Genomic DNA, 26564 nt, shown 5'->3' with positions numbered 1-26564 from the left:
ATGTCGGTGTAGGAGGCCTGGGTGTTCATGTCGCCGCTGATCAGCACCGGGCCGTGGGCGGCCAGGGAGTTGCGCAGCTGCAGCAGGATGTCCATGCCGGCGCCGTACTGCTGAGGCCGGGTCAGCGGCGGGTTGCCGTGCTGCTTGGGCCAGCGGTGCGGGTTGGTCATGTGGTGGGTGGAGACCACCGAGACCACGGCGCCGTCGGCGCGGCGCAGCATCACCCACGTCGCGAAGCGGTCCCAGGTGACGGGGCGGCCGTCGTAGAAGGTCTTGTCGTCGTCGACGAGCTGGACCCGGCCGCCGTTGACCTTCGTCCAGGTCGAGCTCTTCCAGAGCACGATGTTGCCCATGGCCTGCTCGGCACCGGCGCCGGTGCCGGCGGCTGCCTCCACCCGGAAGGCGGAGTAGCCGGGAGCAGCTGCTTCGATCTGCGCCAGGCTCCAGCCGCCGGCCTCGTTGAGGGTGACGAACTCCGGGTTCTTGGACAGCACCTTGGGCATCGAGGCCCGGAACCCGTCGAGGCCGGAGCGGCGCGGGATGTTGGCCTGCGCCATGGTGATCTTGCCCTTGACCGGGCCGCCCACCGGGCCGTCGATGGCACCGAGGTCACCGAGCTCGGTGGGTCCGGTCTGGTTGGTCTGCGTGCGGCACTCGGCGGCCGCGGTGGTGCTCATCACCACCATCAAGCTGACGAGGAGCGGAAGCCCCATGAAGATGATCAGGACGGGCAGTCCCGCGAGCAGCAGCTTCTTCATGACAGGTCAGTCCCGAGGGTCGCGCGCACTCAGGCGGCGGACTCGATCGCCTCGTTGGTGTAGTAGAGCTTCTTCTCCAGCGGGTGGAGCACCGTCTGGACCTTGTACATGGCGTCACCGATGCACCACAGCGCGCGGCCCTTGTCCTGCATGGCCCACCCGGAGACGAGGTCCTGAGCGATCGGGCCGAGACCGAGCATGGAGTCGAGCTCGCGGGCGACACGGGGCTTCTGGGCACCGAGGATCTTGATGTCGGCCAGCTCGAGGAGGTCCTTGGCGATCATCGCGGCCTGGGAGTCGGCGTCGCCGACCGAGAGCAGGTCCGAGGGCTTGTGGAGGTTGCAGAACTGGATGTCGCCGCCCTTGCCGGCCATGCCGCGCGAGAGCCGCAGGTCGGCGTCGAAGCTCGCCACCGCGGCGGTTCCGAGGCGCATCTGCTTCCAGACCTCGTCGCGCACGACGATGCGCAGGTCGCCGGGCTCGGCGATCTCCCTCAGCCCACGGCCCCAGGAGTTCATGCACAGCAGCGCGATGCCCACGGCCTCATCGCCCAGGCCGTCGAGCCGGGAGAGGCTGAACGACTGGATCGGCGCCTTCCAGTCGACCTCGATGTTGGTGAAGTCGTCGAAGAGACCGGCCAGCGTGCCGGTGACGAGCTCACCGAGCGCGTTGCGCAGCAGGCGGGTCTCGTCGAGGAAGACGCGGGTGTTCGCGTACTCGCACACCCGGACGAGCTCCTCGGTGGGGTTGCGCAGCAGGTCCCACAGCCGCGGGATGGTGGTCTCGGCCAGGACGCTGTTGCCGGCGGCGTAGCCGGTGAGGATCGCCAGGGCGTTGCGCACGACGTCGGACTCGTCGGGGCCGAACGGCACCCGGCGCTCGTCGTCGATCTTCATGCTGCCGACCAGGCCGCGGACCAAGACCAGCCACCGCTTGAAGATGATCGTGGCGCGACGCTGGGCTTCCTCGACCGAGAGCTTCTCCCAGCCGTCGCCGAGCGGGCCCTTGTCCAGCGGGTTGACCCGGGCAGTGAAGCCGGGAGCGATGACGAAGGGCTCGACGCCGAGAGCGTGGCACAGCGACTCGTACTCGTCCTTGACGTCTCCGGTGACCAGGGTGCGGTAGCCGAACGGCATCATCCGGGTGCAGAAGCCCTTGGTGGTGCCGGACTTGCCGCTTCCCGGCTTGGCGAACTGGAAGATGTTGGGGTTGGTGGCGGGCACGTCGTCGCGCAGCACCCACCCGAACGGGTCGCAGTAGAAGCTGCCGCCGGAGAGCTGGTCGACGCCCATCTGCGCGCCGGTCGGGGGTAGGGCCGGCGCGGAGACGAAGGGCCAGAACACCGGGGCCTGGTCGCTGGTCATCCGCCAGGCCATTGCCGGGGCGGTGGAGGCGGCCCAGCCTCGGCCGGGTCGAGCGGCACCGCGGCGCGGCGCGTACCGGAAGAGCCGGGGCTCCTTGGGCTCCGGGGCGAGCGTGGGGATCGTGGGCAGGTCGTGCCCGAAGTCGGAGAGCAGGGCGGCCATGTCGCGGCCGCCGCGGCGGTTGCGGCGGTTGCGGCGGGTGGTGGTGGTCATCAGGCGTCTCCGCTCCGGGTCAGGCTCGTGCCAAGGGGGATGGTGGACGCGGCGAACCCGACGTCCTGGGCGAGGTCGAGGCGCAGCGGCGCGAACCCGGCACGCCGGACCGAGGCGTCTAGGCGGCGACCGAACTCGGTGATCCTCATCGTCTTGGGGACGGTCACCGTGCACACGCCGTAGGGCCGGGTCAGCGAGTTGCCGCGGGCCAGCTTGGCGTCGAGCCCGCGCGCCTTGTGGGCCTCGTCGCGCTGCTTGGCGCGGGTCTTGCGGCCGAGCTTCTCGTTCATCCCCTCGGCCAGGTCGGCGGCCCACTCGGCGTTGCCGGACTGCCGGTCGGCCTTGGACTGGCACACGATCGGGTAGGCGACGACGAACGAGCGCCGCTCCCCGAACTCGCTGGGGGTCAGGATCGGCGCCAGGGCACCCATCGCGACGCCGCGGGCGGGGAGCTTGATGGTGGCGCTGACCGAGTTCCAGGCGTCGTGGCTGTAGTGCCGCACCGTCGCGTCGGCGCCGGACGGGCCTGCCATCGCCCACGGGACGTCGGCGTTGACGCTCGGGTCCTTCTCCCGCAGCGAGAGGGCCTCGACGATGCCGGCGCGGTCGCCGGGGGCGAACCCGGTCCGGCAGGCCAGGGCGAGCTCGGGGCTGGTGAGCCAGCGCACCGTCGTCATCCCCATCGGGCCGCGCAGCTGGGCCTCGATCTCGGCCATGAGCAGGTAGAGCTCACGGCAGCGACCCTCGAAGCCGCCTCCGGACTCCTTGGCCGACCGGGCGATCCGGGTCTCCGGGACGACGATGGTCACGAACGTCTCGGTGCGTACCGACGCCTGAGTGAGGCCGTGGGCCAGGTCGCTGTTGACGACCTCTGACAGCTCCGGGGCGTTGGGGCGGCGGTGACGGTTGACCCACAGGTCGCGCTCGGCGCCGTCCTCGGGGACGGTGCGCACCATAAAGAGGATCTCGTCGACCTTCTCGGTGCGGCCGGCGACGTCGAGCAGCCCGGCGAGCGCCTCGCCGTACCGGGCACGCTCCTCGACGTCCTTCATCCCGATGCCCGGGTGGACGATCGAGGCGGTGACCGCCCAAGTCTTCATGGCGTGGTTCTCGATGATCGCCACCCGCTGCAGCTGCGAGCCGTGCGGCGGGCCGTCGTGGATCTGGACGCCCTGCAGGACCCCGGGTAGGTCGGGGGTGTCGAGGTCCTCGGCGCGACCCTGGGTGGCCTTGGCGCGGAAGGAGGTCCATCCGAGCAGGCCGCCGACGGCGTACATCGTCGAGGCGAACACCCAGCCGGTGGCCGAGCGGCCCCGGACCGGGATGACGGTGATGGCCAGCAGGAACAGCCAGACCAGAGCGAACAGGAACGCGGAGAACCACGCTCCGCGGCTGATCCCCCAGAACGCCGGCAGGCTGGCCAGCGCCAGGAACATCAGCTGGCCTCCGGAGAGGCCGAAGAACCAGCCGACGCGGTCGCGCTGGTAGTCGGCGTAGGTCGTCATCGTCGGCTTCCTTTCTGGTCAGTGAGGTCGGCGGGTGTGGTCGGTTGGTGCTCGAGGTGGGGGCGCATCTGGCTACACCGCCACCGGTGGGATGCCGCCAGCTGCTGCGCCGGCACCGCCGGCACCGCCGGCCGCTCCCCCGCCGCCGCCTGCTGCCGGGGTCTTGGGGGCTGCGCCCGCTCCCCCGCCGCCCTGGCCGCCGCCGGAGCCGCCGCCGGGTCCGCCGCCGGTGGGCAGCGTCGGCGGGGTGGGCGGCGCTGGAGGCGTGGGCGGGGTCGGCATCGAGGAGTCACCGTCGCCCTGGTCGCCACCCTGCGGATCCGGCTGGCTCCCGCCCTGGCCGCCGGACTGGCCGCCGGACTGCCGGACGCCCATGCCGCTGAAGTCGGGGCCGTAGGTGCTCTGTCCGACGCCGGCCTGGTTGGTCTCGTCCGACATCAGGGAGGTCGCCTTCGCGCCGGCGGAGTTGATCATCCCCATCCCGGCTGCGAGCGCCTGGCCGACGCCGCCGAAGCTGCCAAGGAAGCCCTGGGTGGACTTGTTGAACCGGTCGCCGGTCGACGCCTCGGCGCTCTGCTCACCCGAGGAGCGGCCGTTGCCGTCGGTGGTCGACGCGGCCGACGAGCCGCCGCCACCACCGCCGCCGAGCAGGCCCTGGAGGCCGCCCTGGATGGCCATGCCCTGGCGGAACGATGCGCCGCTGGGGGTGCCGGGGTCGACGAAGGCGAGGAGCTTGAACAGCGACAGCGGGGCCACGACGCTGATCAGGATCGTCATCACGGCCGGCAGCGCGGTGCCGAAGGTCTTGGCGGTGTCCTCGGCCAGATGGGCCGCGACGCCGTTGGCGAACTGCACGCCGATGCCGAGCACCATGATCATCAGGACCGGGGTGAACGCCGCGGCGTGCAGCCACCGCAGGCTCTTCCAGAACCAGGACCGGGTGAAGTCCGAGACCAGGCCGGCGGCCGCGAGCGGGCCGGTGGCGGTGAGCACCAGGAGCGAAGCCGCGCGAGCCAGGTAGACCAGGAGGTGGCCGATGGCGGCCAGCCACAGGAAGATCCCAAGGAAGGCAAGCGCGGTGGCTACGCCGGCGTCGGTGATGTCGTCGACGCCGAGGCCGCCCAGGGGGTCCCAGTCGGGCCAGGTCTGGACCTTGAGCAGCGACTTCATCAACGCCCGGGTGATCGCACCACAGGCAGCGATCAGGGTGACGGCATAGCCGAACCAGCACGCGTTGATGACGACGAACTGGCCGGCTCCGATGAACGCCCGGGCGAGGCCCTTCCCTTCCCGCTTGAAGGCCGCGGCCCCCAGCTGGATCATCGCCAAGATGACCACCAGGGAGAGGGCGAGCCAGAGCGTGAAGGCGTAGACGTCCTTACCGGGTCCGTCGGCACGCAGGTCGGGGGTCAAGAACAGCTCGCTGAACGTGAGCACGATGCGCAGCACGAACAGGCCGGAGTTCCAGACCGCGAGCATGGCTGCGGTCCAGGCGTCCGCCGCGGCCTTGGCGATGACGTCGCCGATGGCCTCGAACGGGTTGGGGATGTCGCCTACGCCGGGGATGCCGCCACCGAAGAGGTCACCGACGTTCGGCAGACCGGGGATTCCCGGGAGGCCGGGAACGCCAGGCAGTCCCGGAAGCCCGGGCAACCCAGGCAGGTCTCCGCCGCAGATCGCGTCGAGGATCCCGCAGCCGTCAGGCAGCAGCCCTGCTGCGCCGTCCAGGGCGTTCCCGGCGCCGTCGAGCAGGTTGCCGGCGCCGTCCTTCACGTCGCCGGCGGCGTCTTTGCCGCAGTCGATCGGGTCGCTGGCGCAGTCGAGTGCATCGCCGCCGAGATCGCACAGTGCGTCGGGCCCGGTGCAGCCCATCTTCACGTTGCCGCGGGCCGGCAGCTGGCCGACGGCGAGGGCGGTGGCGTTGGCCGTGCTGGTCACCGGCTCGGCCGCGGCCGCGGTGGGCGTCTGCAGGGTGATAGCAGCTCCGAGGAGCGTGGTGAGGACCAGGACCGCCAGCGCGGCGATTCCCAGTCGGAGAGCCCGGGGTGCGATGGCGGTCGTGGTCACTGGGGCGCTCCGTTAATCCGGATCCAGCCGGCCTTCTCGAACTCGGGGGTGCCGGGGGCCACCGCCTGGGGCTGGCCCTCCGAGACCAGGTGCTGGATGTCGGCTTCACTGCCCTGGACCAGGCGCCAGTCACCGTCGAGCCACTGCATCAGCTGGGTGCCGGCGTAGAGGCTGTCGTGGACCTTGCCGTCGGCGGTGGTGAGCGTGACGTAGCTGAGCAGGTTGACCGCGTAGTAGCCGGTGTCGAGCTGCTCGAGGGTGTAGGCGACCGGGGTGAGGGCGTATGACGCGGGGGCGGGCACGTCGCCGTCCTTGGCGACGCCGGCCTGCTTGCGGCGCAACTCGACCGCGGCGCGGGCGCGCTCCTCGAAGACGGCCTTGTCATCGGGGTCGGCGTAGAGGTCAGCGACGGTGACGGCCTGGTCGTAGTCGAATCCGACCTGGGCCTTGGCCACCTCGACCTGCAGCGCCACGGCGCCGAGGTCGGTGGCCGGGAACCCGGTCGGGTGGCCGTCGACCTGGTCGGTGCCGGTCGGGATCACGACGCCGTCGGCGGGCGCGGTGTCCGGTGCGACCTGCTCGACCGAGGTGTTCTTGACCGTCTGGCTCGAGCTGTCCCCGCCGGACGTGCCGGAGGTGCCGGCGTCGTCGCCTCGGCTTTGGGCACCGAGCCAGACGACAGTGGCCACCATGGTCGCGATCGCCACCAAGATGCCGATGCGCACGAGGGTCGCGCGCGAGTCGTCGTTGCCGGTCGTCAGGTTCTTCATCAGTGGTCCCGTTCGATGTGGTCAGGGTCAGTGGTGGCGTCGGTCGACCAGGTGCGCCAACCGGCCTCATGTGCCAGTTGGGTGCCGGGCCAAGTAGCGGGAGCGGGGGCGGGCGGTGCGCCGGGGGCGACCATCCAGCGGCCGCCGACCCACTGCATGCGCTCGCAGTGGGCGAAGGCGATCTGCGCTTCCTGCTTGTAGGAGGCGGTGACCTTCATGAGCACGCAGACGGTGGTCCAGTCCGGACCGTCGGTGCCCTTCACGAGTGCGGCGGCCGGCTCCAGGGAGACCGAGGCGCTGGGGTCCTTGACCTCGCCCATGCCGGTGCTGGAGAGGAAGGCTCGGACGCTGGCGGTGATCCACCAGTCCTCGGCGCGGACCCCGCCGGGCAGGGCCCAGGCGTTGTAGACCTCCTCGGCGGTGGTCAGGCTCATCGACTGCAGCACCGCGAGGTCGATCTGGGCGAGCTGGCCGATCGCGCCCTCGGGGGTCTGCGGGAACCCGGTCATCACGAACGCGGGTCCGTTGACGCCGGCGCCGGCCGGGATCTTGATCTCCGGTGCCTTGGCGCTGGTGGTCTCGGCCGGGAAGGCGGCGCTCTCTGGCACGGTCAGCATCGGCTCGGCCGCGATGTCGTCGCGGTGAGCAGCACCCTGGGCAACTGTCGAGTGGTCGGACTCACCGGTCGCCACACCGGGGGCCGCGGTGGCGTCGTCGCCGATGCCGGCGAGGGCGAGGTAGCTTCCGTAGACGAGGCCCCCGATCAGGAGCGCAGCCACGACGACGGCCATGACCAGAATCCCGAGGAGGCGGCGACGGCTCCACTCGCTGGTGCCTTCTGCCTTCTTCGTGGCTGCGCGCCGCATCAGATGCAGCCCTTGCCGAGGATGCCGTTGAGCATGCCGGGCAGCACCAGGTAGGCGATCGCGCAGGCGAAAACGACCACCACCGAGATGACGCCGACCTTGGAGGCGTGCGGCAGCGAGAACACTCGGCCGGCGATGATCGCGCCGATCGCGATGATGATGCCGAGACCGAACAGGACGATGACGCCCCACAGCACGTAGCTGGTGATCTCGTTGGTGGGGCCGACAGCACCCGGGGGCGCCTTCGGGCAGACAGCCATCACGGTGGTTGCGGTTGCGGTCATGACGTCCATGGGTGGACTTCCTTTCTGGGTTGCTGACCTCGGGCGGGTCAGGCGCTTTCGCTGGTGTTGTTGGTGGGCAGGTGTGCGGGCTCGAGCAGCTGACGTGCTGCCGAGATCAGGGGGGTCGGGACGGGTCGGGAGTCCAGGCCGTTGACCGCCAGCTCGCGGTCCTCGGGGATCTCCACGCACCGGTCCGCGTCCAGGGCGCGTCGTACGGCGGGGCCGCCGGCGTGCTCGAGGCCTCGGGGCCACTTCTTGCGGCGCGGCCCGCGCACGGCGAGGGTGATCTGCTCGGGCTGCCAGTGGTTGGCCAGCAGCTCGAGCGCGACCGAGGCGCGGCGCATCCCGGGGACGGTGGCGGTGGTGACCAGGACGACCTGGTCGGCGGTGCGGACGGCCTCGGCGAGCCAGCAGTCGGTGGCCAGGAGCTGGCCGGCCTCCCAGCCGACGTCGAGGATGGTCAGCTGGGTCTCGTGCTCGGCGTCGACCGGGAGCGGAACCTCGTCGACGCCGGCGAGGACCTCGCTGGCCCGCTCGAGCAGGACGTGGTCGCGCTTGCCCTGACGCCAGTCGGTCGGGTGCAAGCCGAGCTCGGCGGTGCTCGCCGCGGCGAGACCGGAGGCGGTGACCGAGCAGCACTCGATGACCCGGACCGGGGCGGCGGCGGCCAGGCCGGTGGCGAGGGCGACGGTGCTGGCTCCCACCGAGCCGGCGCATCCGATGACGGCGATGGTGTGCTCCCCCGCAGCGAGTGACCAGTTGTCGGCGGCGACGGTGCCGCGGCCGCGGGGTCCCTTGCCGGCACCGGGGCCGGTGCGGAACTCGCCGGCGTTCACCGCGTCCCAGGCCCGCTTGAGCTCGTCGACGCCGACCGGGCGGCTCGAGGCCGGGGCCGTGACCTGGGTGCTCACTGGGCCTCCCCGATACCGCCGCGGCGGAACTCGAGCGCGGCACGGACCTCAGCCGGGGTCAGGCTGGCCAGCTGGGCCTTGGCGGCCTGGACCTCGTGCAGCTGGGCCACACAGCCGGTGAGCTGCTCGATCGCCTCGACCTCGCGGCCGGCGATCGCGAACAGCTCGGCGATCTGCTGCGGCGTCCGGCTCTCGCCGTCGTCCTTGGTGTTTGTCATGGGCTTCACCACCTCCAGCCGCCTATGTGTCGTGGGGCGGTGGGAGCGATCACGGTTGCGCTCATTCGTCATGGCCGAACTTCCTCGGGGCGGCCGCGGCGAGGGCGCGCATGCTGCGCGAGCCGTGGCGACGGACGGTTGCCTCGGACACCCCGACGCGGGGCGCGACTCGGCTGGACACCTCGTTGCTGAGCAGGCCGCCGTAGCCGCGGGCGAGGTTTCGGGTCTCGACCCGGTCGGCCTCGTCGACCAGGCACAGCAGCAGGTAGCGGTCGGCCGGGCTGATGACCTGGTTCTCGCACGCCCACGCCAGCAGCTCCAGCAGCTCCTCGGTGGCCGAGGGCTCCTCATGCTCCGGGCCGGCGTCGGCGAGGATCTCGGGGCGGTGGAACAGGGCGCCGGCAACGCGCTCGGTCGGCATCGCCGCTGCGCTCCACGCGCTGGCGTCGCCGTCTGTCAGGTCGCCCGAGGAGAAGGACTCCACGAGGGTGGTGTTCGCCCAGGTGCGGTCGGCGCGGGAGACGTGGAAGAAGTCGCCGACCTCGCGGAGGACACCGACCCTGGTGTTGATCAGGATGTTGGCGGCGACCTTGCGCAGTCGACGCCATTTGAAGGTCCGGACCTCGATCCACAGCTGGGAGGCCACGAGCTCGTCGATCCGCTCGACGGCCGACCAGGATCCGGCGGCGACAGGTTGGCTGTCGCGGAAGACCTCGCGGGGAGGCAGGGTGCTCAGCCAGCCCGCGAGCCGGCACGCGCCGGGCAGCAGGCACTTGGCGAGCGCCGCAGCCGCGGCGATGTCGTCACCGCCATCGGGGGCCGCCAGCATGGCCAGCGCCAGGAGGACCTCGTCAGAGGCCGCGCTGTCCACCGAGGGCAGCCAGGCCCGCAGGTCGTCGAACCGTTCGACGACTCCAAGCCGCGGATCCGCGGCCACCCAGGCCGGCCACTTCTGGCGCGCCTGGTCGAGCAGTTCGCTGTTGTCGTCGAGGCCGAGCTGGTCTCCCACACTCATCGCACTCGCTCCTTTCGTCCGCGGCTGTGCACGGCAGAAAGGTCGCGAGCGGGCGTCCCCGTATCCGTCCCCCCAAACCCCTGATTTGGAGGGGGGACGCAGAGGGGGGACGCGCGTTTTCGCAGGTCAGAGGGCGTCCCCCCGAAAGTTGAGAAAGTTTTTCGGCTACCCCCTTGCGCGGGCCACTTGTCGTGTCGAGATGCAGCGAACTTTTCCAAACAGGCTTGATGATCTTTTCAACACTGCGTCACTCGACATTGGTCGTGACGATGAACGCTGCCGAGACTGAGCCGGGGGAGGCCCTCTAGGAGGACGGCGCCGTTTACCGGATCTGCCGAGGAGCGGATGCATCGACGGGCGAGGCTGAGCGGCGGTCCGCCAGCGTGGCCGGGGGCGACCTACCGGACTCGTGGGTTCAGCGGGTCCCTGACCCCAGCGTCGACGTAGGCGACCGGCACAAGCATGAGAAAAGCCACGATGGGCATCAAGAGCGTTGGCGCCAGGACAGCCGCGAGGCTGGAGGCGCCGACTGCCCCGGCAATGGACGCCAGCCCAATTCGGCGCATGGGTGGCCCCTTAATGCTGTCGCTCTGGCCTCGGTCCTCAGTCGCGGCCCTCTCGTCCCGCATGGCAGCGCGATACAAGGCTCGCCCACACAAGATCGCTGAGACAACGCAGATGGTCGCGCTAACGGCGCTGACTACTCGCGCCGGACCTTGAAGGGTCAGGACCTGGAGGACGAGGCCGCCCACGGCAAGACTGGACAAGAAGACTCTGATTCCCAGGGTCCGATGGGCCTCGGGGATCTGCTCTTTCACCTGCCCCCTCGATCCGGCATCCGATGCGTCGCCATGTCGGCGAGAGGGAGTCTCTCAAACCGCACGTCCACTCAAGCCCTTAGGGCCAAGCGCCCGCTTCTGCCGCGACGAGGCGCGCTCGTGCCGACGAGCGGATGTCTTGACAGCGATAGAATCGAGACGTGTCGGCGTCTGAATTGCCCTCCGCCCTGCGGGCCGCGGCCTCTTGGCGAAGGAACATTCTCGGTCGTCGAAGGCGAGTGCTTCGCTACGACGCTCGGTATGCCGACGGGCGTGTAGAGCAGGACGTGAACGCCGACGCGGTGCTCCATGGTCGGCACGCCCCTGCGGACGCTTGGGCGACCCGAGACGCCGCTGAAGCAGCCTGCCCTGAGGAGGGCGTCGGCCAGTGGGTCGAAGTTGGGACTGGTCGTCTCCTCGACCACTGAGCGACACGCCGACGACCGCTTCTGCCGCCTAGCGGGGTCAGGGTCAGCGCGGAGTCTGAGGCTTGCGGAGCAGCAGGAACAACCAGGGCGTGAGGCCGAGCATCCCCAGCCAGATGCGAGGGAGACCAGCACCCGCCTCGACGAGGTATGGGACGCCCATCACCACCCATGCAATGCACCACGGGATGCCAGCGACGCATAGCAACTTCAGCCACAGGGGCGCGGTAGTCCACTTGTTCACCTCTGGTGGGTGCCCGGTGTGCTGGCCACGCCAAACGCGCTCTTCTGCCGCGGCTCGTGCGTCGGACATGCCGCGAGCGGATGTGTCCGTCCGTCGTGCAAGGCTCACGCCTGTGACAGACGACTGGAAGAGTGACCGCATCGCCTCCGCCCGGGCCGGAACCAACCCCACCGTACTGGCTAGGATGCCGCTCTCGTACGCCGTCATCGGCGACACGCAGTTCCTACCCGGTTACTGCGTACTTCTCGTCGACGACCCCCAGATCAACCGACTTACGGACTTGCCGAAGCAGCAGCGACTGGAGTTCCTCGACAGCATGGACACCCTCGGACAGGCCGTTGAACAGGCATGCCGTGCCACTCAGTCGGGGTTTCGCCGAATGAACTACGAGATCCTAGGCAACACTGACGCCTACCTACATGCCCACCTGTTCCCCCGGTACGAGTGGGAACCGCCGAACCGGATCGGACACCCCGTCTGGCTCTACGACGCGGAAGAGTTCTACGCGGATGACGTCGCTCTTGCCTCCCGCCATGACGAGTTGCGCGAGCGCATCGTGGCCGAATTGCGAGGTCTCGCCGACGTCGTCACGGTCTAGCCAAACGTCCGGATCTGCCGCCAAGCGTGCGCGTCAGCGCGCGCGCTTCTGCCGCCTAGCGTGCGCGTCAGCGCGCGCTTATCTGCCGCGAGCAGCGCGGATGGGTGAGTGACGTTGCGCAGCTGGCCATCCGGTGGCGCATTCGAATGATGGACATCTACGAAGCAGCCACTCTGCCCATTGCTCCTGACGACACGTTGTTGCGGCTCGCGACCGCTGCGCATCTCGCTCGCTACAAGGGTCGCTCCCGCGAGCACGTCCTCTCCGACCTCCGCGCCTACTTCGGCTGGTGCAAGGAGCGCGGACAACAACCACTCGGCATGACCCGAGCCCAAGTCGAGCTGTACGTGCGCTGGATGCAAGAGGTACAGCACTACGCCCCATCGACAGTGTCGCGGCGACTCTCGGTCCTCGTCGTCTTCTACCGAACCTGCGTCATCGACGGCATCCTCCAGCACTCACCAGCCGACTACGTCCGCCGCCCACCCGTCCCAGCAGAGTCACCGACCCTGGGACTCGGACACCTCCAGTTCGAAGCAATGCTCACCCGCGCACGCGACTCCGCCAACCCCAACGACTTCGCCCTCGTGGCAATGCTCGGTCTCCTCGGTCTGCGCATTTTCGAAGCCTGCGGCGCCAACGTCGAGAACCTCGCCGAGAGCCATGGACACCGCGTCCTGCGAGTCCACGGCAAAGGTGACAAGGTCGCACTCACACCGCTACCACCTGCGGTGGGCCGCGCCATCGACCGGGCGATCGACAGCCGAGAGACAGGCCCCATCCTGCTCAACCGCGCCGGAACACGAATGGATCGCCACGCAGCCACCCGACGCCTACGACGTCTCGCGGAACAGGCCGGCGTACAGCTCCCGCGCATGCACCCACACATGCTGCGCCACACCTACGTCACCACCATGCTCGACGCCGGCGTACCGCTACGCGACGCCCAGATCGCAGCTCGCCACGCAGACCCACGCACCACCATGCGCTACGACAGAGCCCGCAAGAACCTGGACCGCCACCCCAACTACATCCTTGCCGCGTTCATGGCCTCCGGCACGTAACCGCACTGCGGCAGAAGCGGACGTTTGGTGCCGGGCTAGATCGAGACCAACTCATGCTGGCGACCCTTTCGAGACGGAGGCAATATGGAGGGGTGAGCAGGACGTCTCCTCGACTGTGGCTAGGTGCCGCCGCGGTCCTCCTGATCGTGGCTGTCGTCCTCATCCGCGCTGGGAACAACGGGACCCACGAGTCCGAGTCCATCGGTGATGCTGATCGGGACGGTTGGCAGACCATCGAGTACCGAGGCGTGCGAGTGGACGTCCCCGATGATTGGGAGCGGAAAGACACCGACGGGTGCCCGTATGTGATCGAGCGGTGGGGTCCCGAGGACTCAACAACGTGTGGTGAGGACTTCGGCGTCGGTGTATCTCTTCTACCGTCGGAAAACTTCGATGCGATCGTCGAGCCAGGCGAAGTCCGTCGGGACCCAGGGGGTGGCATCCATTGGAGTGGCTACGTCCTCGTGGCGCCACTGGCCCTGGCCGCAGATGGGTCACGTGAAGTCGTCGAAGCCGTGCTGTCGTCTGCCCGCGGCGCAGAACTTCGCTAGGCGGCAGATGAGCGCGCGCTGACGCGCACGCCAGGCGGCAGATGAGCGCGCGCTGACGCGCACGCCAGGCGGCAGAAGAGGATGGGTATCTGCTAGTCGCCCTGTGCCCAAGCGGCGACTGGCAAGGAGAGGTAAACCCCAACTTCGTTCGTCTCGGCGGCTGTAACCACCGCGTCACAGAGCCGCTCGCACCGCTCTTGCCGTGTCTCGGCACGGCTGGCGAACCACTTCGAGCGCACCTCGACCACAACGGCCAACCCGCCGGAATCGAAGGACCCTCGTGGACGAAAGCGAATCTCCACGTCACCCGGCTGAAGCGTGCCGTCGTACGGCTCTTCGGGACACTCGACGGCGATAGACACGGCATGCGGGAGGACAGCGGCGATGGCTCGCAATCGTTCAGCCGAGATCTGAGGGTCGTAGATGACCTCGACGATGGGCATGGATGGACGGTAGTTGCTCGCACGGACAAGGTGCACGCTCATCGGCACGACCGGACGCGGCAGTTAGGCGCGTTTGCTCCATTCGCGCCACAGATGGGATGCCTACTGTCCCGCGGGACTATCCAAACAGCCGCGGAACCGTCCACTCGGGATCAGGTCGGAATGTCTCCCATCCGTCGCAGAACGGCGATCCCCAGTCGGCCACCAGTTGTTCCACGGCTCTTGCACTTCTTTGGATCGCGCCCGCCTCTTCTTCGTTGAACACACCCTGCGCCACGGCAAGCGCAAGTTCGTCCTCGTCCTTGCGCACGACGGAGCCGTCAGGATCGACGAAGAGGTCGAGCACGTGGTCGCTGGTGAAGACAGTTCGTTGATCCCGGACGTGCGGCGCTTCGAGGTTCACGTACCAGCCCGCGAACTCACCTGAGCCCTCGGCGAAGAAGACCCACACGGACCACGGGCGTCCAGTCGGAGCGATGCGGAGTTGGTCAAAGAGGGCATGCGTTCCACGCTGCTGGACGAGATCTGTCGTGAACATCGTGTCGGCGTCGTCCCGCTTGCCACGACCATCGGCCCTGGCTGCCCGAAGAACCGGTGTTGTGCAGGGCAGCCATGACACGAGGCCGTCGGCAGCGTCACGCACCACGGTGACGGGGTACGCGAAATGCGGGACTCGTGTGTCCGTCACGGGGGCGCCGGTGCCCAGAGGCCCACTGCCCTCCCGCCACATCACGTGAGTGCCAGGTGACCAATATGGGGGGCTGCCTGAGGGCCGACGTCCATCCACGATCACGACCCTAAGGTCACCTCAACCACGACACCGCCCAAGGCGCCGCGCATCGGCACGAGCGCGCGAAGCCATAGAAGCGGACGTTCGCCACCGGTCTGAATCGACTGACAGCATGGGCGGCATGTCACCGGAGCCATGCGTCTTCTGCAACATCGTGCGGGGCGACGCGCCAGCTAAGTGGGTGGCCCGCGAAGAGCACGCGGCTGCCTTCTTCACTCTGCCCGAGAGCGCCTTGGCTCCCGGCCACACGCTTGTAGTAACGAGGTCTCACGTGGTGGGGGTGCAGGACGCCAGCGAGAACGATCTCGCAACCGCCATGAGCCTCGTGGGGCGAATCAGTCGGGCCATGACGGCGGCACTCGGAGCGACCGGGGTCAACGTCCTGAACGCCAGTGGACCCGGATCAGAACAGTCCGTGCATCACCTGCACCTGCACGTGGTGCCTCGCTGGCAGGGCGATGGATTCACCACCTGGCCGGTCGAGCGGTCCGGCATGACGGTTCCCGTTGATCCGCATGAAGCGCTATCAGCAGCCATGCACTGATCTCGGCAGATCCGGTAAACGGCGCCGTCCTCCTAGAGGGCCTCCCCCGGCTCAGTCTCGGCAGCGTTCATCGTCACGACCAATGTCGAGTGACGCAGTGTTGAAAAGATCATCAAGCCTGTTTGGAAAAGTTCGCTGCATCTCGACATGTCGAGATGCAGCGAACTTTGACAAGTCGCTGTCAATGTCAAGATCTACCTAAGGGGTAGACATTGGGGTTCGTCCGAGCGGCACGCTTGTCACCTGTGGCGCCACGTCACAGAAGCGAGCCCTCCCAGAAGGGATGGGCCTACGGTTCGATCATGTACCCGCCGCCCGATGGGCAGGACCTCACCGAAGAACAGGCTCGCGAGCTCGATGACACGTTCCTCGCTTCGGACCCCTTCCAACACTTCAGCTCGCGCATTGCCTCGCTGCTGACATGGCACGAGGGCGCACCCATGTCGGACGTCCCCCTGCCGGAGCCTGAGCCCGGCAGCATCCGCGCCGAGTTCAACCAGTACCTGCAACGCCCCGCCGCCGACGGACCGTTCAAGGACCTTGACGTGCATGCGCAGGTGGCCGCCGACGCACTCGCGGTCCGCCACCACGCCGCCGAAGCCCTCTTGCGGCTTGCGTGCGCCCGTCTTGCCCCTTCGATGGGCGCCGGCGTGAGGTGTCTGTGGGCGGAGATCGCCGCGGGACCGACACAGATCGCAGAGGTCATCGAGCGCCTGAATGCAAGTGCCCAGGAGGCGGACCCGGGCGAGCGGATGCTCCGCGCGCTGGTTGAACCCGGAAGACTCGAGACTGCTCGCGGCAGCCCCGAGATCGTCGATGCCTGCAACGTCCTCGTCGAGTGGCTCGGCTACGCGGCACGGCTGCTCAGCCCGGCCGAGATCGACCTCCAAGCAGGTCACAACAAGGTCAAGCATGGCCTCGCCGTCCGGGCCAGGTCCGACATGCGGGTCACTTTCCTGACGACACCACCTAACGCGGACGGCTCGGTTCCACTCAGCGCACTCACCGGACCCGACGCGATCGACATCTTCGACCAGCCCGTCCTCGAGCTCCTCGCTCGCGGCCCCAAGGTCGATGGGCACCGTCAAGGCCTGGAGGTCACCCAACTCCGCCTCAAGCCGTCGGCACTGCTCGCCGAGGCCTACATGCTCGCCATGGCGCACGGAGCGCTATTTCATGTCGCGGCCGTGGAGCACTTCAAAGACCGCGACGACCTCCGTGAGTACCAGTTGCCGCCACCGTTCCCCGGCTACCCGGTCGGCGGCCCGAGGCCCAAGAACATCGACGCTCACGCGCCGCTCGGGATGCGCTTCCCGCTGACCACGCCACCCGGAGGCGGCCAAGTCAGACGCGAGGCTGGCATCGGTTTCCGCGACCGCTTCCAGATCCTCGACATCGACCACGCCAACCGCAGCAGCGGTCGCGTCGTCGATGGCTGAGTGAACGACTGTCCAGGCCCGCCTTCCGACGTGAGGCGGCTACCGCCCTTCATGCCTCCGACGCGCCCGGGAACGCTGGGCCACCGACCGGCAGCTCGCCCGCACGATGTCGGGCCGGGAACCGCCAGACGACGACGGCTCGGCGCGCGACGGAGAAGTCCTCGGGCTTGTCGGGAGTGCCTGGGAGAATGGGCGGGACAAGGGAGGAGCAGCGTGACCGCCGAAAGTGACGACCAGGACGCGGGCATAGCCGTGCCCGGGGACGAGAGTGCCCAGGACACGACCGACGGGGGCACCCCGGTGCTCGATCTGGACACGCTCGACGACCTCACCGCCGACGAGGCCGCCGAGGTCGCCGCAGCTGCGGCCCGTGCCCTGGCCATCACCGAGGGCTCACGGGAACGGCTCGGCGAACTCGTCCAGCCGGCGGTTGCACCGCAGATCGGCGAGACCACCAGGCGCATCAGCGAACTCGTCGCCGGCAGTGCCTACAAGTCCATCCTCGCGAGCGGTGCGCTTGCGCAGACCAAGACGCTGAGCGACCTCGTCGCCGGCAGCGCGTACAAGTCCATCTTGGAGAGCAACGCCTTGGCGCGGACGAACGCGCTGAGCGGATTCGCGGAGGTACTCGGACGGTCCACCGCAGACCGCGCTGCGTTCTCCTTGGCGTCCGGTCTGAGGGCGTCGGACTCGGTCACCTCGGTCATCGGGAAGCTCATGGCTGATACCGAGGGCCTCGGCATTGCCAGGAGCACCCTCGCGGCGACCGTGGGCGAGTCGCTGAAGGGGTTCAGGGCCGCGGATCTCGGTCTGACCGCGTCCTCCACCCTGGCAGCGTTCGCCAAGGACCTCGGCCCGAAGGTCGACGTCTCCGGTTTCCAGGCCGCGCTCGGGCAGTCCGAGGCCGTCCGTAGCATCTTCAACGGGCTCGCCGGCACCGAGATCGCCCGCACCCGCTCCCTGGCTATGCAGCAGCTCGTCGCCACCAGCGGCATCGCCGACCTCATCGGCAGCGACAAGATGGTCGCGTCTTGGCGGCAGTCCCTGCTGTCCGAGGCGACCGCCCGCTCCCTCATCGGCACGATGGTCGTCCCTGAGACCGGCGCGTCGCTCCTGCGCGACATCGTCGCCGCGAACACGGCTACCGCCCGGGTCGTAGGCCGCTATGCCGAACTCAACAAGGCCTCGGTCCTCGCCCCGACGGTCAGCGCCCGCCCGACCCGCGAGCTCCGGTCGTTCCTCGCCGGAATGTCGGTCGCACCCGACCTCGACGAGCTCACCTTCGCTGTCCGGGCCAGCAGGAGCGTCGCCGGCATCGCCGCTGCCGACCTCCTGGTCGCAGACGGCACCATCGAGGACGAAGCCGGCGAGCTGTTCGAGGCCGAGATCGTCGAACCGTGGCTCAACGGCCCCGAAGCGTTGCGCGGCTTGCTGTTCTCCCGTCTCGGCGCGCTCGACCCGCACGTCCCTGACCTGCTCCGCGGCGCCTGGGCACAAGTCGAGCAGGACGGCCCCGCCGCGACCTCGATGGCGTCGCACGCCGTCCAGGAAGCCATCGACCGGACCCTCCGCGCTCTCGCGCCGTCCGACCTCGTCCTGCGGCTCTTCGCCGCAGGGCGCCTCCCGAAGAACTCCGTGCACGAGAAGAACGGCGAGCGCCACCCCACCCGTGCCGGCCGCATCGCGGCCGCGCTCCACGAGCGCCACCCCGGCGAGACCAAGCTCATCGCCGCGCAGGCCAAGGCCATCGCCGCATCGGTGGCGTACCTGACCGAGAGCCTTCAGGGCGGCAAGCACGCCTCCAACGGCACCGTCGGTCTCGTCCGCACCTGGCTGGTCTCAGTCGAGGCGACCTTCACCCAACTGCTTTACGAACCCGGCGACGGCTGAGCGGCGGACTACTTCGACTTCGACACTAGGTACGTCCCGCGCATTGAGCCGAGCAGGTTCCCGCGCCGAGCCACCGCCATCCCCGTTCACCTGTGATGGGATACGACCCGTGGTCGAGTCGCACGCCCCGGCGCTGGAGATGTTGTGGGAGGCGCACGACCCCGATGAGGCGCTCGACAGAAGGTTCGGCTTCAGCGATGGCGAGTCAGCGACTCGCTGGGTAGCCGCCATGCTGAACGAGCACTGGGGTGTACGGATCCAGTCCTGCGATCGGATCGTGATGAGCGACCACAACGCCTTGGCCTGGGTTCGTACGCCGTCCGGGCGCATGCTCGCGAAGTGGTCGGTCGTGCCTCGCCGTTTCCAGCAGCTGTCGGAAATGGCGCGGCTCACGCGCTGGCTGGATGACCGCGGCCTGCCGGTATCAGCCCCGGTTCCGGCCACGGATGGGCGCCTCCAGGTCGAGGTCGACGGAGTCTCGATGGGCCTCCAGCACGAGATCCGGGGCGACCTACTCGACACCGCCGATCAGCGCCAGGTGCGAGCGGCCGGAGCGGTCTTGGCCGAGCTGCACGACGCGTTGGCGGCATACCCCGACAACGACCGCGTCGCTGCGCTCGAACGCCCGTCTGAGCCGCTGACGGCCCGGATCACCAGCTGGCTCGACTCCGGCGCCGAGCACCTACCCGCGACAGCTCGCGACACCCTGCGCCGGCTGGTTGTCGGCGCACCACCCAACCGCCTACCGATGCAGCTTGTCCACGGCGACTTCCGCTCCGCCAATATCCTGTACGCCGGGGCCGAGGTCGCCGCGATCCTCGACTTCGAGGAAGCCGGGTTCGACCACCGCGTCGTCGAGCTGGCCCGGTCAGCGGTCATGCTCGGCACGCGCTTCCGGAACTGGGGACCCGTCTCCGGCGAGGTCCGCGCGGAGTTCCTGTCCGGCTACCAATGCGCACGTCAACTCACTCCCGTCGAGGCCGGCTGGTGGGATGCCCTCGTGCTCTGGCACGCCCTCGCGCTGGTCCCTCCCGGCGGCGACCCCACCGGATGGGGACCGTCGGCGCTGAGCCACCTGGCCGACCTGACGAACCGACAACTTTGACCACGGCCGCCATCAGAGCCGGTTTCGGCCAAGTGCGTCGCGTGCGGTCCGTCAATCCTCGCGGTATCTCGACACCTCTCTTGTCGAGATACCGCGAATCTTGACAACTCGCTGTCAAGGTCAAGATCTACTCAGCGAATAGACATTCGGGGGCGTACGGTGTCGCGGCTCTTGCAGCGGCCCCGATTAGGATCCGGTTCGTGCCGCTGATCGCGCTCGACCTGGATGGGACGCTCGTCGACCAGGCGTCGGCAGCGCGCGCGTGGGCTCATGGCTTCGTCCGTGGGTGGGGCCTTCCCACCCACGAGGTCGATGTGGTCACAACTGCCCTCACCGAGCGTCACCCCAAGGACGAGGTCTTCGCTCGACTGGTCGACCGTCTCAGGCTCCCGACGAGCGCAGACGAGGTGTGGCGTCGTTACCGCACCGAGATGCCGTCCCTGGTCACGGTCAATGACGACGACCGTCGCGCGCTCGCCGAGCTTCGCGCTGCGGGTTGGACGCTCGGCATCGTCACGAACGGCATGGCCGACAATCAAGAGGGCAAGATTCGTCGCACCGGCCTCGACACTTTGGTCGACGGCTGGGTGATCTCGGACGTGGTCGGCGCCCGCAAGCCATCCCCCGTGATCTTCCATGCCCTTGCTGAGCGGCTCGGCTGTCCACTCGATGGATGGATGATCGGCGACAGTCTCGAGTTCGATGTCGCGGGAGGCGCAGGGGTCGGGTTACAGACCGCCTGGATCGACAGCGACGGATCCGACGCGACATCCTTTCAGCCAGATCTCGTCGTGCAGTCGGTCGCAGCAGCGGCGGTAACGATCCTCGACAGCTCGGCCATGGCGTAGCCGCCCACTGCGTCGCCCTGCGCAGCGACGAACCGGCGCGACGAACCGGCGCGACGAGGCGGCGCGACGAGGCGGCGCGACGAGGCGGCGCGACGAGGCGGCGCGACGAGGCGGAGCCCTGGGGCATGCGGAGAGCGCGTGAGCGTGTGTAATCTGTCGCTGTGCTTTGTCGATCGATCAACTGGTGGCGCGCCTAGCCAGGCGGCGTCCATCTGATCGATTCTTCTATCCGGCCGCCTCGACGAGGCGGCTGTTGCGTTATGCGAGCGGTGTCGACGAGGCCCACACCCTGAGGGCAGTCAATGTCGTTCACCGCACCGCACCGCCATCTCCCCGAACCCCCCAGCTCGAAAACGTGGCCTGATCTCCTGGACGAACTCCTCCGAGGCGGTCACCTCAATCGTGCGACGGCGCACTGGGCTATGCGGCAGATCGTGCGGGGCGAGGCCACCACAACGCAGATCGCCGGGTTCCTGGTCGCCCTCCGCGCCAAGGGTGAGACCTCCGCGGAGATCAGCGGGTTCGTCGATGCTCTCCATGAGTCGGCGACGCCAGTGATTATCCCCGGACCGACAGTCGATATCGCAGGCACCGGGGGCGACGGCACCGGCGCGATCAACGTCTCAACGATGGCCGCGATCGTCGCCGCCGCGGCGGGCATCACCGTGGTAAAGCACGGTGGCCGGTCGGCCTCATCGCTGACCTCTGGCGCCGCGGACCTGGCCGAGCATCTCGGCATCCCGCTGGACAACAAGGCCAGCGCCGCCGCCGCGACAGCCGCGAAAGCCGGCGTCACGTTCCTCTACGCGCCGCACTTCAACCCCGGACTGCGGCACGCCATCGACGCTCGTCGCGGCCTTGGGATCCCGACCGTCTTCAACACCCTCGGTCCACTGATCAATCCGGCTAACCCGCACCACAGAGTGATCGGAGCAGCCGACCGCCGGGTAGCACCACTCATTGCAGAGGTGCTGGCGGACCGCGGGCACACCGGCCTGGTCGTACGTGGCCGGGACGGCCTCGACAAGCTCACCACGACAGAGAGCTCCGACGTGTGGGTCGTACGAGAAGGCCGGGTCTCGACAGTCGAGCTGGATCCAGCCGTGCTCAGCCTCCCTCGTGCAGAGTCAGGTGACATCCGAGGCGGGACCGCGGCCGAGAACGCGGCGGCATTTCACGCGCTCCTTGCGGGTCAAATGGGTCCGATCCGTGACGTGGTTCTCCTCAACGCCGCCGCTGTCGCGGCGACAATGACGTTGACCGAAGACCCGCTGGAGGAACAGATCGGCGAGGCTCTGCCTCGATGCGCAGAGGCCATCGACAGCGGAGCCGCGGGTAAGGTCCTCCGCTGTCTGGTCGCACGGGACGACGACTGGTAGGGGACCGGTCGACCGTAGCCGCGATCCGCGTGAACCGACATTGACAGGCCCCGCCAAGCGCGACCGTTTGGTCAGAGTTCCCCGCGGGGAGCTCGGCCATCTCCGTTACATCTCGACAGGTGTCGAGATGCAGCGAACTCTGACTTTGCCCACGACAAGGTTGCCTTGTCTGATTTCGTCAACCCGTCGGCTTTCACGGGGCGCGCGTCATGCTGCCGCTGCGCGCGGTTGATCCCCCCGTATCCACGTAACGGCCATTGACCTTCCCTCAGTCAGCGGTAGCGTCACGGCGTGCCCAAGTCCGGAGAAGACGCGATCCCCGACCCCGAATCGTGGGGCGTCTCCGCGGGCGACGCGCGCGAACTCCTGCGTCATCAGATGTGCCCTATCTGCGGCCGCGGACCCTGGAAGTTGCCGCTCAACCACGTCGCGCTCAAACACGGCATCGACAAGTTCACGATGCGGGACATCTGTGGGCTGAAGGTGAAGGAGTCCGTAGCCGACGCTGACCTCAGCGAGGCCTCGAGGCAACGGGCCGCAGCACAAGACAAGACCGCACTCCACGAGGCGCACAAGCAGGGACACGGGAAGTACCGCGTCACTCGTGCCGGCGCCAAGGGGAAGGCGGACGGAACCGCCGGCGTCGACATGACCGCCCTCCGAGACCGTGCCTTTACGCCAGAGGCCCTCGCGAAGCGGAGCGACTCATGGAGGCGGACATGGGAGGCCAAGTCGCCCGAGGCCAAGCAAGCGACGTTGGACCGGTTGTACGAGGCGAAGAAGCCGAGCCTCCGCCCGTGCGGCACGGTCGCCGCATACGGTCGCGGATGCCGCTGCGACCTCTGTCGAGCGGCCCACACCGCGTATCGCCGCGCTCGTCGAGAACCAGGCTCAGCACGCGACTCGGTGGCACCCGACAGTCCAGCCGACAACCGGCACGCACTCTGACGGGAAAGACATCGAGGTCTGGTCCGTTAGAACTTCCCCGCGGTCGGCCGATCAACCTTCACTGCATCTCAACATCTCTCCTTTGGCGAGATGGGGAGGTGGCTACGCAGTCGATTCGATCTTCGACTCAAAGCTCAGCGGGGGCACCTCTCGGCGTGGGCAGTTGAGTCCCCGATGATGGTGTAACGCGGTTGCCGGCCTCGTCGTAGTAGACGTGGAGCGGCCACCGCGTGATCTTCGAGTGAACCCTTCACAGCACTCTCGAACGGAGCATCACGGTGACCGCACCTCACATTGTCGACCCTGCCGGCCTGCTTGGCGAGGCCCTGGCGGAAGCCTCCCCGGACCTCATGCGCAACCTGCTGCAGACGGTGATCAACGCGCTGCTGTCCGCCGACGCCGACGCGGTGGTCGGTGCCGAGTGGGGCCAACGCAGCCCGGACCGGACCGCGCAGCGCAACGGCTACCGGCACCGCGACCTGGACACCCGGGTCGGCACGATCGACGTCGCGATCCCCAAGCTGCGCACCGGGACGTACTTCCCCGAGTGGCTGCTCGAGCGGCGCAAGCGGGCCGAGTCGGCGCTGATCACGGTGGTGGCGGACTGTTATCTGGCCGGGGTGAGCACCCGCCGGATGGACAAGCTCGTCAAGCAGCTGGGCATCAACAGCCTGTCGAAGTCGCAGGTGTCCCGGATGGCCGCCGACCTGGACGAGCAGGTCGAGGCCTTCCGCCACCGGCCCCTCGACGAGGCCGGACCCTTCACGTTCGTCGCCGCCGACGCCCTGACCATGAAGGTGCGCGAGGGCGGGCGGGTCATCAACGCCGTGGTCCTGATCGCGACCGGTGTCAACGGTGACGGGCACCGCGAGGTCCTGGGCATGCGGGTGGCCACGGCCGAGACCGGGGCGGCGTGGAACGAGTTCTTCGCCGACCTCGTGGCCCGCGGCCTGGCTGGGGTCCGGCTCGTGACCTCAGACGCGCACGCCGGCCTCGTCGAGGCCATCGCGGCCAACCTTCCCGGCGCCACCTGGCAGCGCTGCCGCACCCACTACGCCGCCAACCTCATGAGCGTGACCCCGAAGTCGATGTGGCCGGCGGTCAAGGCGATGCTGCACTCGGTCTACGACCAGCCCGACGCCGCCGCGGTGCACGCCCAGTTCGACCGGCTGCTGGACTACGTGGCCGCCAAGCTGCCGGCGGTGGCCGAGCACCTCGACGCCGCCCGCGCCGACATCCTGGCCTTCACCGCCTTCCCCAAGGACGTCTGGACCCAGATCTGGTCCAACAACCCCTCCGAGCGGCTGAACAAGGAGATCCGGCGCCGCACCGACGCCGTGGGCATCTTCCCCAACCGGCAGGCCATCGTTCGCCTCGTCGGGGCCGTGCTGGCCGAACAGACCGACGAATGGGCCGAAGGCCGCCGCTACCTCGGCCTCGAAGTCCTCGCCCGCTGCCGACTCGCTCCAGTGACCGACACGACGACGGAGGTGAGCACCGACCCCGTCCTCGAACTCAGCGCCTAACCCCTACGAAGGATCACAGGCGATACACCACTACCTGGGACTTGACCGCGTGGGCCAGAGGCAGTGCAGACTGGACCCGTGAGCGAGCGCGATGACATCGCCGAGAACGGTCCCGACCAGACGACATGGGATCGCCTCCGAGGCTGGGCCAAGGAGCACCGCACAGCCTTGACGGTCGCCGGTGTCGGGGTCACGGCGTTCGCGCTGAGAGCGGCAACCGGTGGCGGCACAAGTGGTGGCACGCCAACAGTGACCTCAGCCGCTCCACCACTCGCGGACGCCGCGAAGGAGGCCGCCGCTCAGGCATCCTCCCGCGTTGCGAAGGACTTTGAGGCGCTGGGCCGCGCCTACAGGAACTCAGCGATGGATCAGACCGTCAAGGAGGCCGTAAGGCGTCATCAGCGGTGGACCCCGGAAGAGTTGGAAGTCCTCGGCGACACAGGAAAGACCGCCATAGAGAAGGCGCTCGAGTTGAAGCGGACCTTCAATGGCGTCATGGCTAAGTCGATCGAGCAGGGTCTATCCAGCAAGGCTCCCTGACCCGCGCGTCGTCCTCTCGGCAAGTTTCTGTTCTCCTGCGCGGCCTCGCGCGGGCGTGCTCTACTTGGAGCCAGAGCCCCAGGTGACCCGAGACGCCTGGGGCTCTCTCTGTCGCGGAGGCCGCAGGTGCGCCGCGCGCGGCGACCGCGGCTGCCCCGTCAGCCGCTACGAGGTGGCGGCCGGCGTTGGGCGGGGTTCAAGCGCGCTGGGTGGCATCCGCAACTGTCGGGAGGCGTGGCTGTAGCGCGGCCCGTGCACCGGCAACCAGTTGATCGAATCCGCCGGCTCGGGCGAGGCCTTGGACCTGGACTTCGTAGCCCGTGATCGTCAGATCGTCGACCTTGATCTCGTCGAACGGCTTCCACTCCCCCAGCGGCAGTTGCTCGGGTGCGCTTAGGGCGGGGTAGAGAAGGTTCATGGTTGCCGCGCCGGATGCGCGGAGGAACGCCAACGACTCGTACACGTCTGATGCGCTGATGCTGGGTGTCCGACCGACGCGGGTCTTGTACTTGGCGTCAAGGAGAAGCGGGGCGAGCGACCCGGTCAGTGGGGTGATGTCGGGTGTGGCGTAGACCGGTTGCGTGCCACGGTGGCCGAGGACCCATCTCATCTGCCCAACGACCTTGTGGTCCGGAAGTGCCCGGCGCACGACCTCCTCACAAAGCGACTGCCAGGCCGACCAGGTCGACAGCAAAAATCCGGGTCCTGTGAACGAGCCGCCGTCGAGATTGAGACCCAATCCCTCGACCACGAGTCGGGCCAGGTCGTAGGCCTGCTGCCAGCCGCGGTGGCGGACCGGAAGTGGCGCGAACACGGCCGGCGGGTTCGACTGGGGTGCCAACTGTCGGCCGAGCAGTCTGAGCTGCGCCTGGGTATCCGCGTCCGCAACTGCTGGGATCAGAGTTGCGACGGCCGCCGCCAACGTCGCGTTGTAGGGATTGCGACGAGTCAGTTCAAGTCGAGATACCTCGAACCCGTCCGGGTCCGGCAGGACGAGGGTCTCCCACTCGACATCGCCGTCGATGGCGAAGTCGGAACTGGTCGATCGGCGGTAGGAGCGGATCGGTCGGCGCTCATTCTCGGAATGGAGGTTGAGCAAGGACCTGGCGATCAGAGTCGCGAGGTCGCCGCGGTCCTGTGTGCCGGCGGAGATTTCGTCGTGGACCAGCAGGTGGCCGGTTCGGACGAGCACCGCGAGCAGGAAGAAGTCGCTACGCCACCCGCTCGTCGACGGGTCAAGGAATTTGGGCACCACCTCCAGTTCCACGCTGGAGTTGAGGCGGAGCAGGCCGGCGACGCCGTCCGCCTTCCACGTCCCGCCGCTTGTGGTCGTGATCGGGTCGTTCTCGTACCCGAGCAGCGTCTTGACACGGTCATTGAGCTGTCGCAGCTGGATCAGGACCTCGCCTTCGGAGATCCCGCTCAGCGCGGCGACCGCGCC

24 protein-coding genes and 1 pseudogene are annotated in these 26564 nt (G+C 68.5%); 12 read left to right on the top strand and 13 right to left on the bottom strand.

All coding sequences use genetic code 11. The annotated features are described in order from the left end of the window. The 10 genes and pseudogenes from FHU40_RS26920 to FHU40_RS26875 all read right to left on the bottom strand — a co-directional run. Positions 1–758, bottom strand: a pseudogene (locus tag FHU40_RS26920) (hypothetical protein); the annotation flags it as partial. Positions 759–787: 29 nt separating this feature from the next. Further along, entirely contained in the window at positions 788–2335 is a 1548-nt protein-coding gene (locus tag FHU40_RS26915) for an ATP-binding protein (RefSeq protein ID WP_183595591.1), read from the bottom strand. After that, positions 2335–3840 (bottom strand): SCO6880 family protein, encoded by a 1506-nt coding sequence (locus FHU40_RS26910; RefSeq protein WP_183595590.1) that lies wholly within the window; start codon positions 3838–3840, stop codon positions 2335–2337. Before FHU40_RS26910 ends, FHU40_RS26915 begins: the two co-directional genes overlap by 1 nt. A 72-nt stretch (positions 3841–3912) precedes the next feature. After that, the gene (locus FHU40_RS29815; protein WP_183595589.1) at positions 3913–5907 is read right to left on the bottom strand and encodes a type IV secretion system protein; all 1995 of its coding nucleotides are present in this window, start codon (positions 5905–5907) and stop codon (positions 3913–3915) included. After that, a complete protein-coding gene (locus FHU40_RS26900) occupies positions 5904–6677 on the bottom strand; it encodes a hypothetical protein (protein ID WP_183595588.1) in 774 nt (257 codons plus the stop codon). The genes FHU40_RS29815 and FHU40_RS26900 overlap by 4 nt, the downstream gene beginning before the upstream one ends. Further along, positions 6677–7468, bottom strand: a complete 792-nt coding sequence (locus FHU40_RS26895) for a hypothetical protein (RefSeq protein WP_183595587.1) — start codon at positions 7466–7468, stop codon at positions 6677–6679. The genes FHU40_RS26900 and FHU40_RS26895 overlap by 1 nt, the downstream gene beginning before the upstream one ends. 74 nt (positions 7469–7542) lie before the next feature. After that, positions 7543–7827, bottom strand: coding sequence for a hypothetical protein (locus FHU40_RS26890; RefSeq protein ID WP_246056794.1), 285 nt, complete (start codon positions 7825–7827; stop codon positions 7543–7545). 47 nt (positions 7828–7874) lie between these two features. Next, a complete protein-coding gene (locus FHU40_RS26885; RefSeq protein ID WP_183595586.1) occupies positions 7875–8738 on the bottom strand; it encodes a CpaE/TadZ family protein in 864 nt (287 codons plus the stop codon). Then, the gene (locus FHU40_RS26880) at positions 8735–8956 is read right to left on the bottom strand and encodes a hypothetical protein (RefSeq protein ID WP_179530405.1); all 222 of its coding nucleotides are present in this window, start codon (positions 8954–8956) and stop codon (positions 8735–8737) included. Before FHU40_RS26880 ends, FHU40_RS26885 begins: the two co-directional genes overlap by 4 nt. A gap of 61 nt (positions 8957–9017) precedes the next feature. After that, positions 9018–9971, bottom strand: coding sequence for a hypothetical protein (locus FHU40_RS26875; protein ID WP_179530404.1), 954 nt, complete (start codon positions 9969–9971; stop codon positions 9018–9020). Between the two features lie 1599 nt (positions 9972–11570). Here FHU40_RS26875 and FHU40_RS26870 point away from each other — a divergent pair. The 3 genes from FHU40_RS26870 to FHU40_RS26860 all read left to right on the top strand — a co-directional run bounded on the left by FHU40_RS26870 (position 11571) and on the right by FHU40_RS26860 (position 13671). Continuing rightward, complete coding sequence (locus FHU40_RS26870; RefSeq protein ID WP_183595585.1) at positions 11571–12056, top strand: HIT domain-containing protein; 486 nt, start codon at positions 11571–11573, stop codon at positions 12054–12056. Positions 12057–12202: 146 nt separating this feature from the next. Continuing rightward, complete coding sequence (locus FHU40_RS26865) at positions 12203–13120, top strand: tyrosine-type recombinase/integrase (RefSeq protein ID WP_246391611.1); 918 nt, start codon at positions 12203–12205, stop codon at positions 13118–13120. Between the two features lie 92 nt (positions 13121–13212). After that, complete coding sequence (locus FHU40_RS26860) at positions 13213–13671, top strand: hypothetical protein (RefSeq protein ID WP_183595584.1); 459 nt, start codon at positions 13213–13215, stop codon at positions 13669–13671. A 92-nt stretch (positions 13672–13763) separates the two neighbouring features. On the opposite strand, the gene FHU40_RS26855 is transcribed toward FHU40_RS26860, so the two are convergent. After that, positions 13764–14114 carry a hypothetical protein gene (locus tag FHU40_RS26855; RefSeq protein WP_183595583.1) on the bottom strand — a complete coding sequence of 117 codons (351 nt, stop codon included), beginning with the start codon at positions 14112–14114 and terminating at the stop codon, positions 13764–13766. A gap of 118 nt (positions 14115–14232) precedes the next feature. Continuing rightward, positions 14233–14760, bottom strand: coding sequence for a DUF402 domain-containing protein (locus FHU40_RS26850; protein ID WP_183595582.1), 528 nt, complete (start codon positions 14758–14760; stop codon positions 14233–14235). 256 nt (positions 14761–15016) lie between these two features. On the opposite strand from FHU40_RS26850, the gene FHU40_RS26845 reads away from it, so the two are divergent. The 9 genes from FHU40_RS26845 (at position 15017) to FHU40_RS26805 (ending at position 25123) form a co-directional block, all read left to right on the top strand. Further along, positions 15017–15448, top strand: coding sequence for an HIT family protein (locus FHU40_RS26845; RefSeq protein WP_183595581.1), 432 nt, complete (start codon positions 15017–15019; stop codon positions 15446–15448). Positions 15449–15750: 302 nt separating this feature from the next. Continuing rightward, entirely contained in the window at positions 15751–16887 is a 1137-nt protein-coding gene (locus tag FHU40_RS26840; RefSeq protein WP_183595580.1) for a hypothetical protein, read from the top strand. A gap of 300 nt (positions 16888–17187) precedes the next feature. Further along, on the top strand, positions 17188–18777 hold the full coding sequence (locus FHU40_RS26835; protein WP_183595579.1) for a pPIWI-associating nuclease domain-containing protein: 1590 nt from the start codon (positions 17188–17190) through the stop codon (positions 18775–18777). A 109-nt stretch (positions 18778–18886) separates the two neighbouring features. Next, a complete protein-coding gene (locus FHU40_RS26830) occupies positions 18887–19882 on the top strand; it encodes a phosphotransferase (RefSeq protein WP_183595578.1) in 996 nt (331 codons plus the stop codon). 200 nt (positions 19883–20082) lie between these two features. Further along, positions 20083–20730 carry an HAD-IA family hydrolase gene (locus FHU40_RS26825; RefSeq protein ID WP_221200351.1) on the top strand — a complete coding sequence of 216 codons (648 nt, stop codon included), beginning with the start codon at positions 20083–20085 and terminating at the stop codon, positions 20728–20730. 302 nt (positions 20731–21032) lie between these two features. Next, positions 21033–22109: an anthranilate phosphoribosyltransferase gene (gene trpD / locus FHU40_RS26820; RefSeq protein ID WP_183595577.1), complete on the top strand. Its 1077-nt coding sequence runs from the start codon at positions 21033–21035 to the stop codon at positions 22107–22109. A 291-nt stretch (positions 22110–22400) separates the two neighbouring features. Continuing rightward, entirely contained in the window at positions 22401–23057 is a 657-nt protein-coding gene (locus tag FHU40_RS26815; protein WP_183595576.1) for a hypothetical protein, read from the top strand. Between the two features lie 278 nt (positions 23058–23335). Next, the gene (locus FHU40_RS26810) at positions 23336–24583 is read left to right on the top strand and encodes an IS256 family transposase (protein ID WP_183591284.1); all 1248 of its coding nucleotides are present in this window, start codon (positions 23336–23338) and stop codon (positions 24581–24583) included. A gap of 78 nt (positions 24584–24661) precedes the next feature. After that, positions 24662–25123 (top strand): hypothetical protein, encoded by a 462-nt coding sequence (locus tag FHU40_RS26805; RefSeq protein WP_183595575.1) that lies wholly within the window; start codon positions 24662–24664, stop codon positions 25121–25123. A gap of 196 nt (positions 25124–25319) precedes the next feature. On the opposite strand, the gene FHU40_RS26800 is transcribed toward FHU40_RS26805, so the two are convergent. Further along, on the bottom strand, positions 25320–26564 hold a 1245-nt coding region (locus FHU40_RS26800), incomplete at its 5' end, for a 5-methylcytosine restriction system specificity protein McrC (RefSeq protein WP_183595574.1).

The organism is Nocardioides soli, assembly GCF_014191495.1.
GTDB lineage: Bacteria > Actinomycetota > Actinomycetes > Propionibacteriales > Nocardioidaceae > Nocardioides > Nocardioides soli.
The sequence above is the reverse complement of the archived record's forward strand: the minus strand, read 5'-3'. Positions and strand labels throughout refer to the sequence as shown.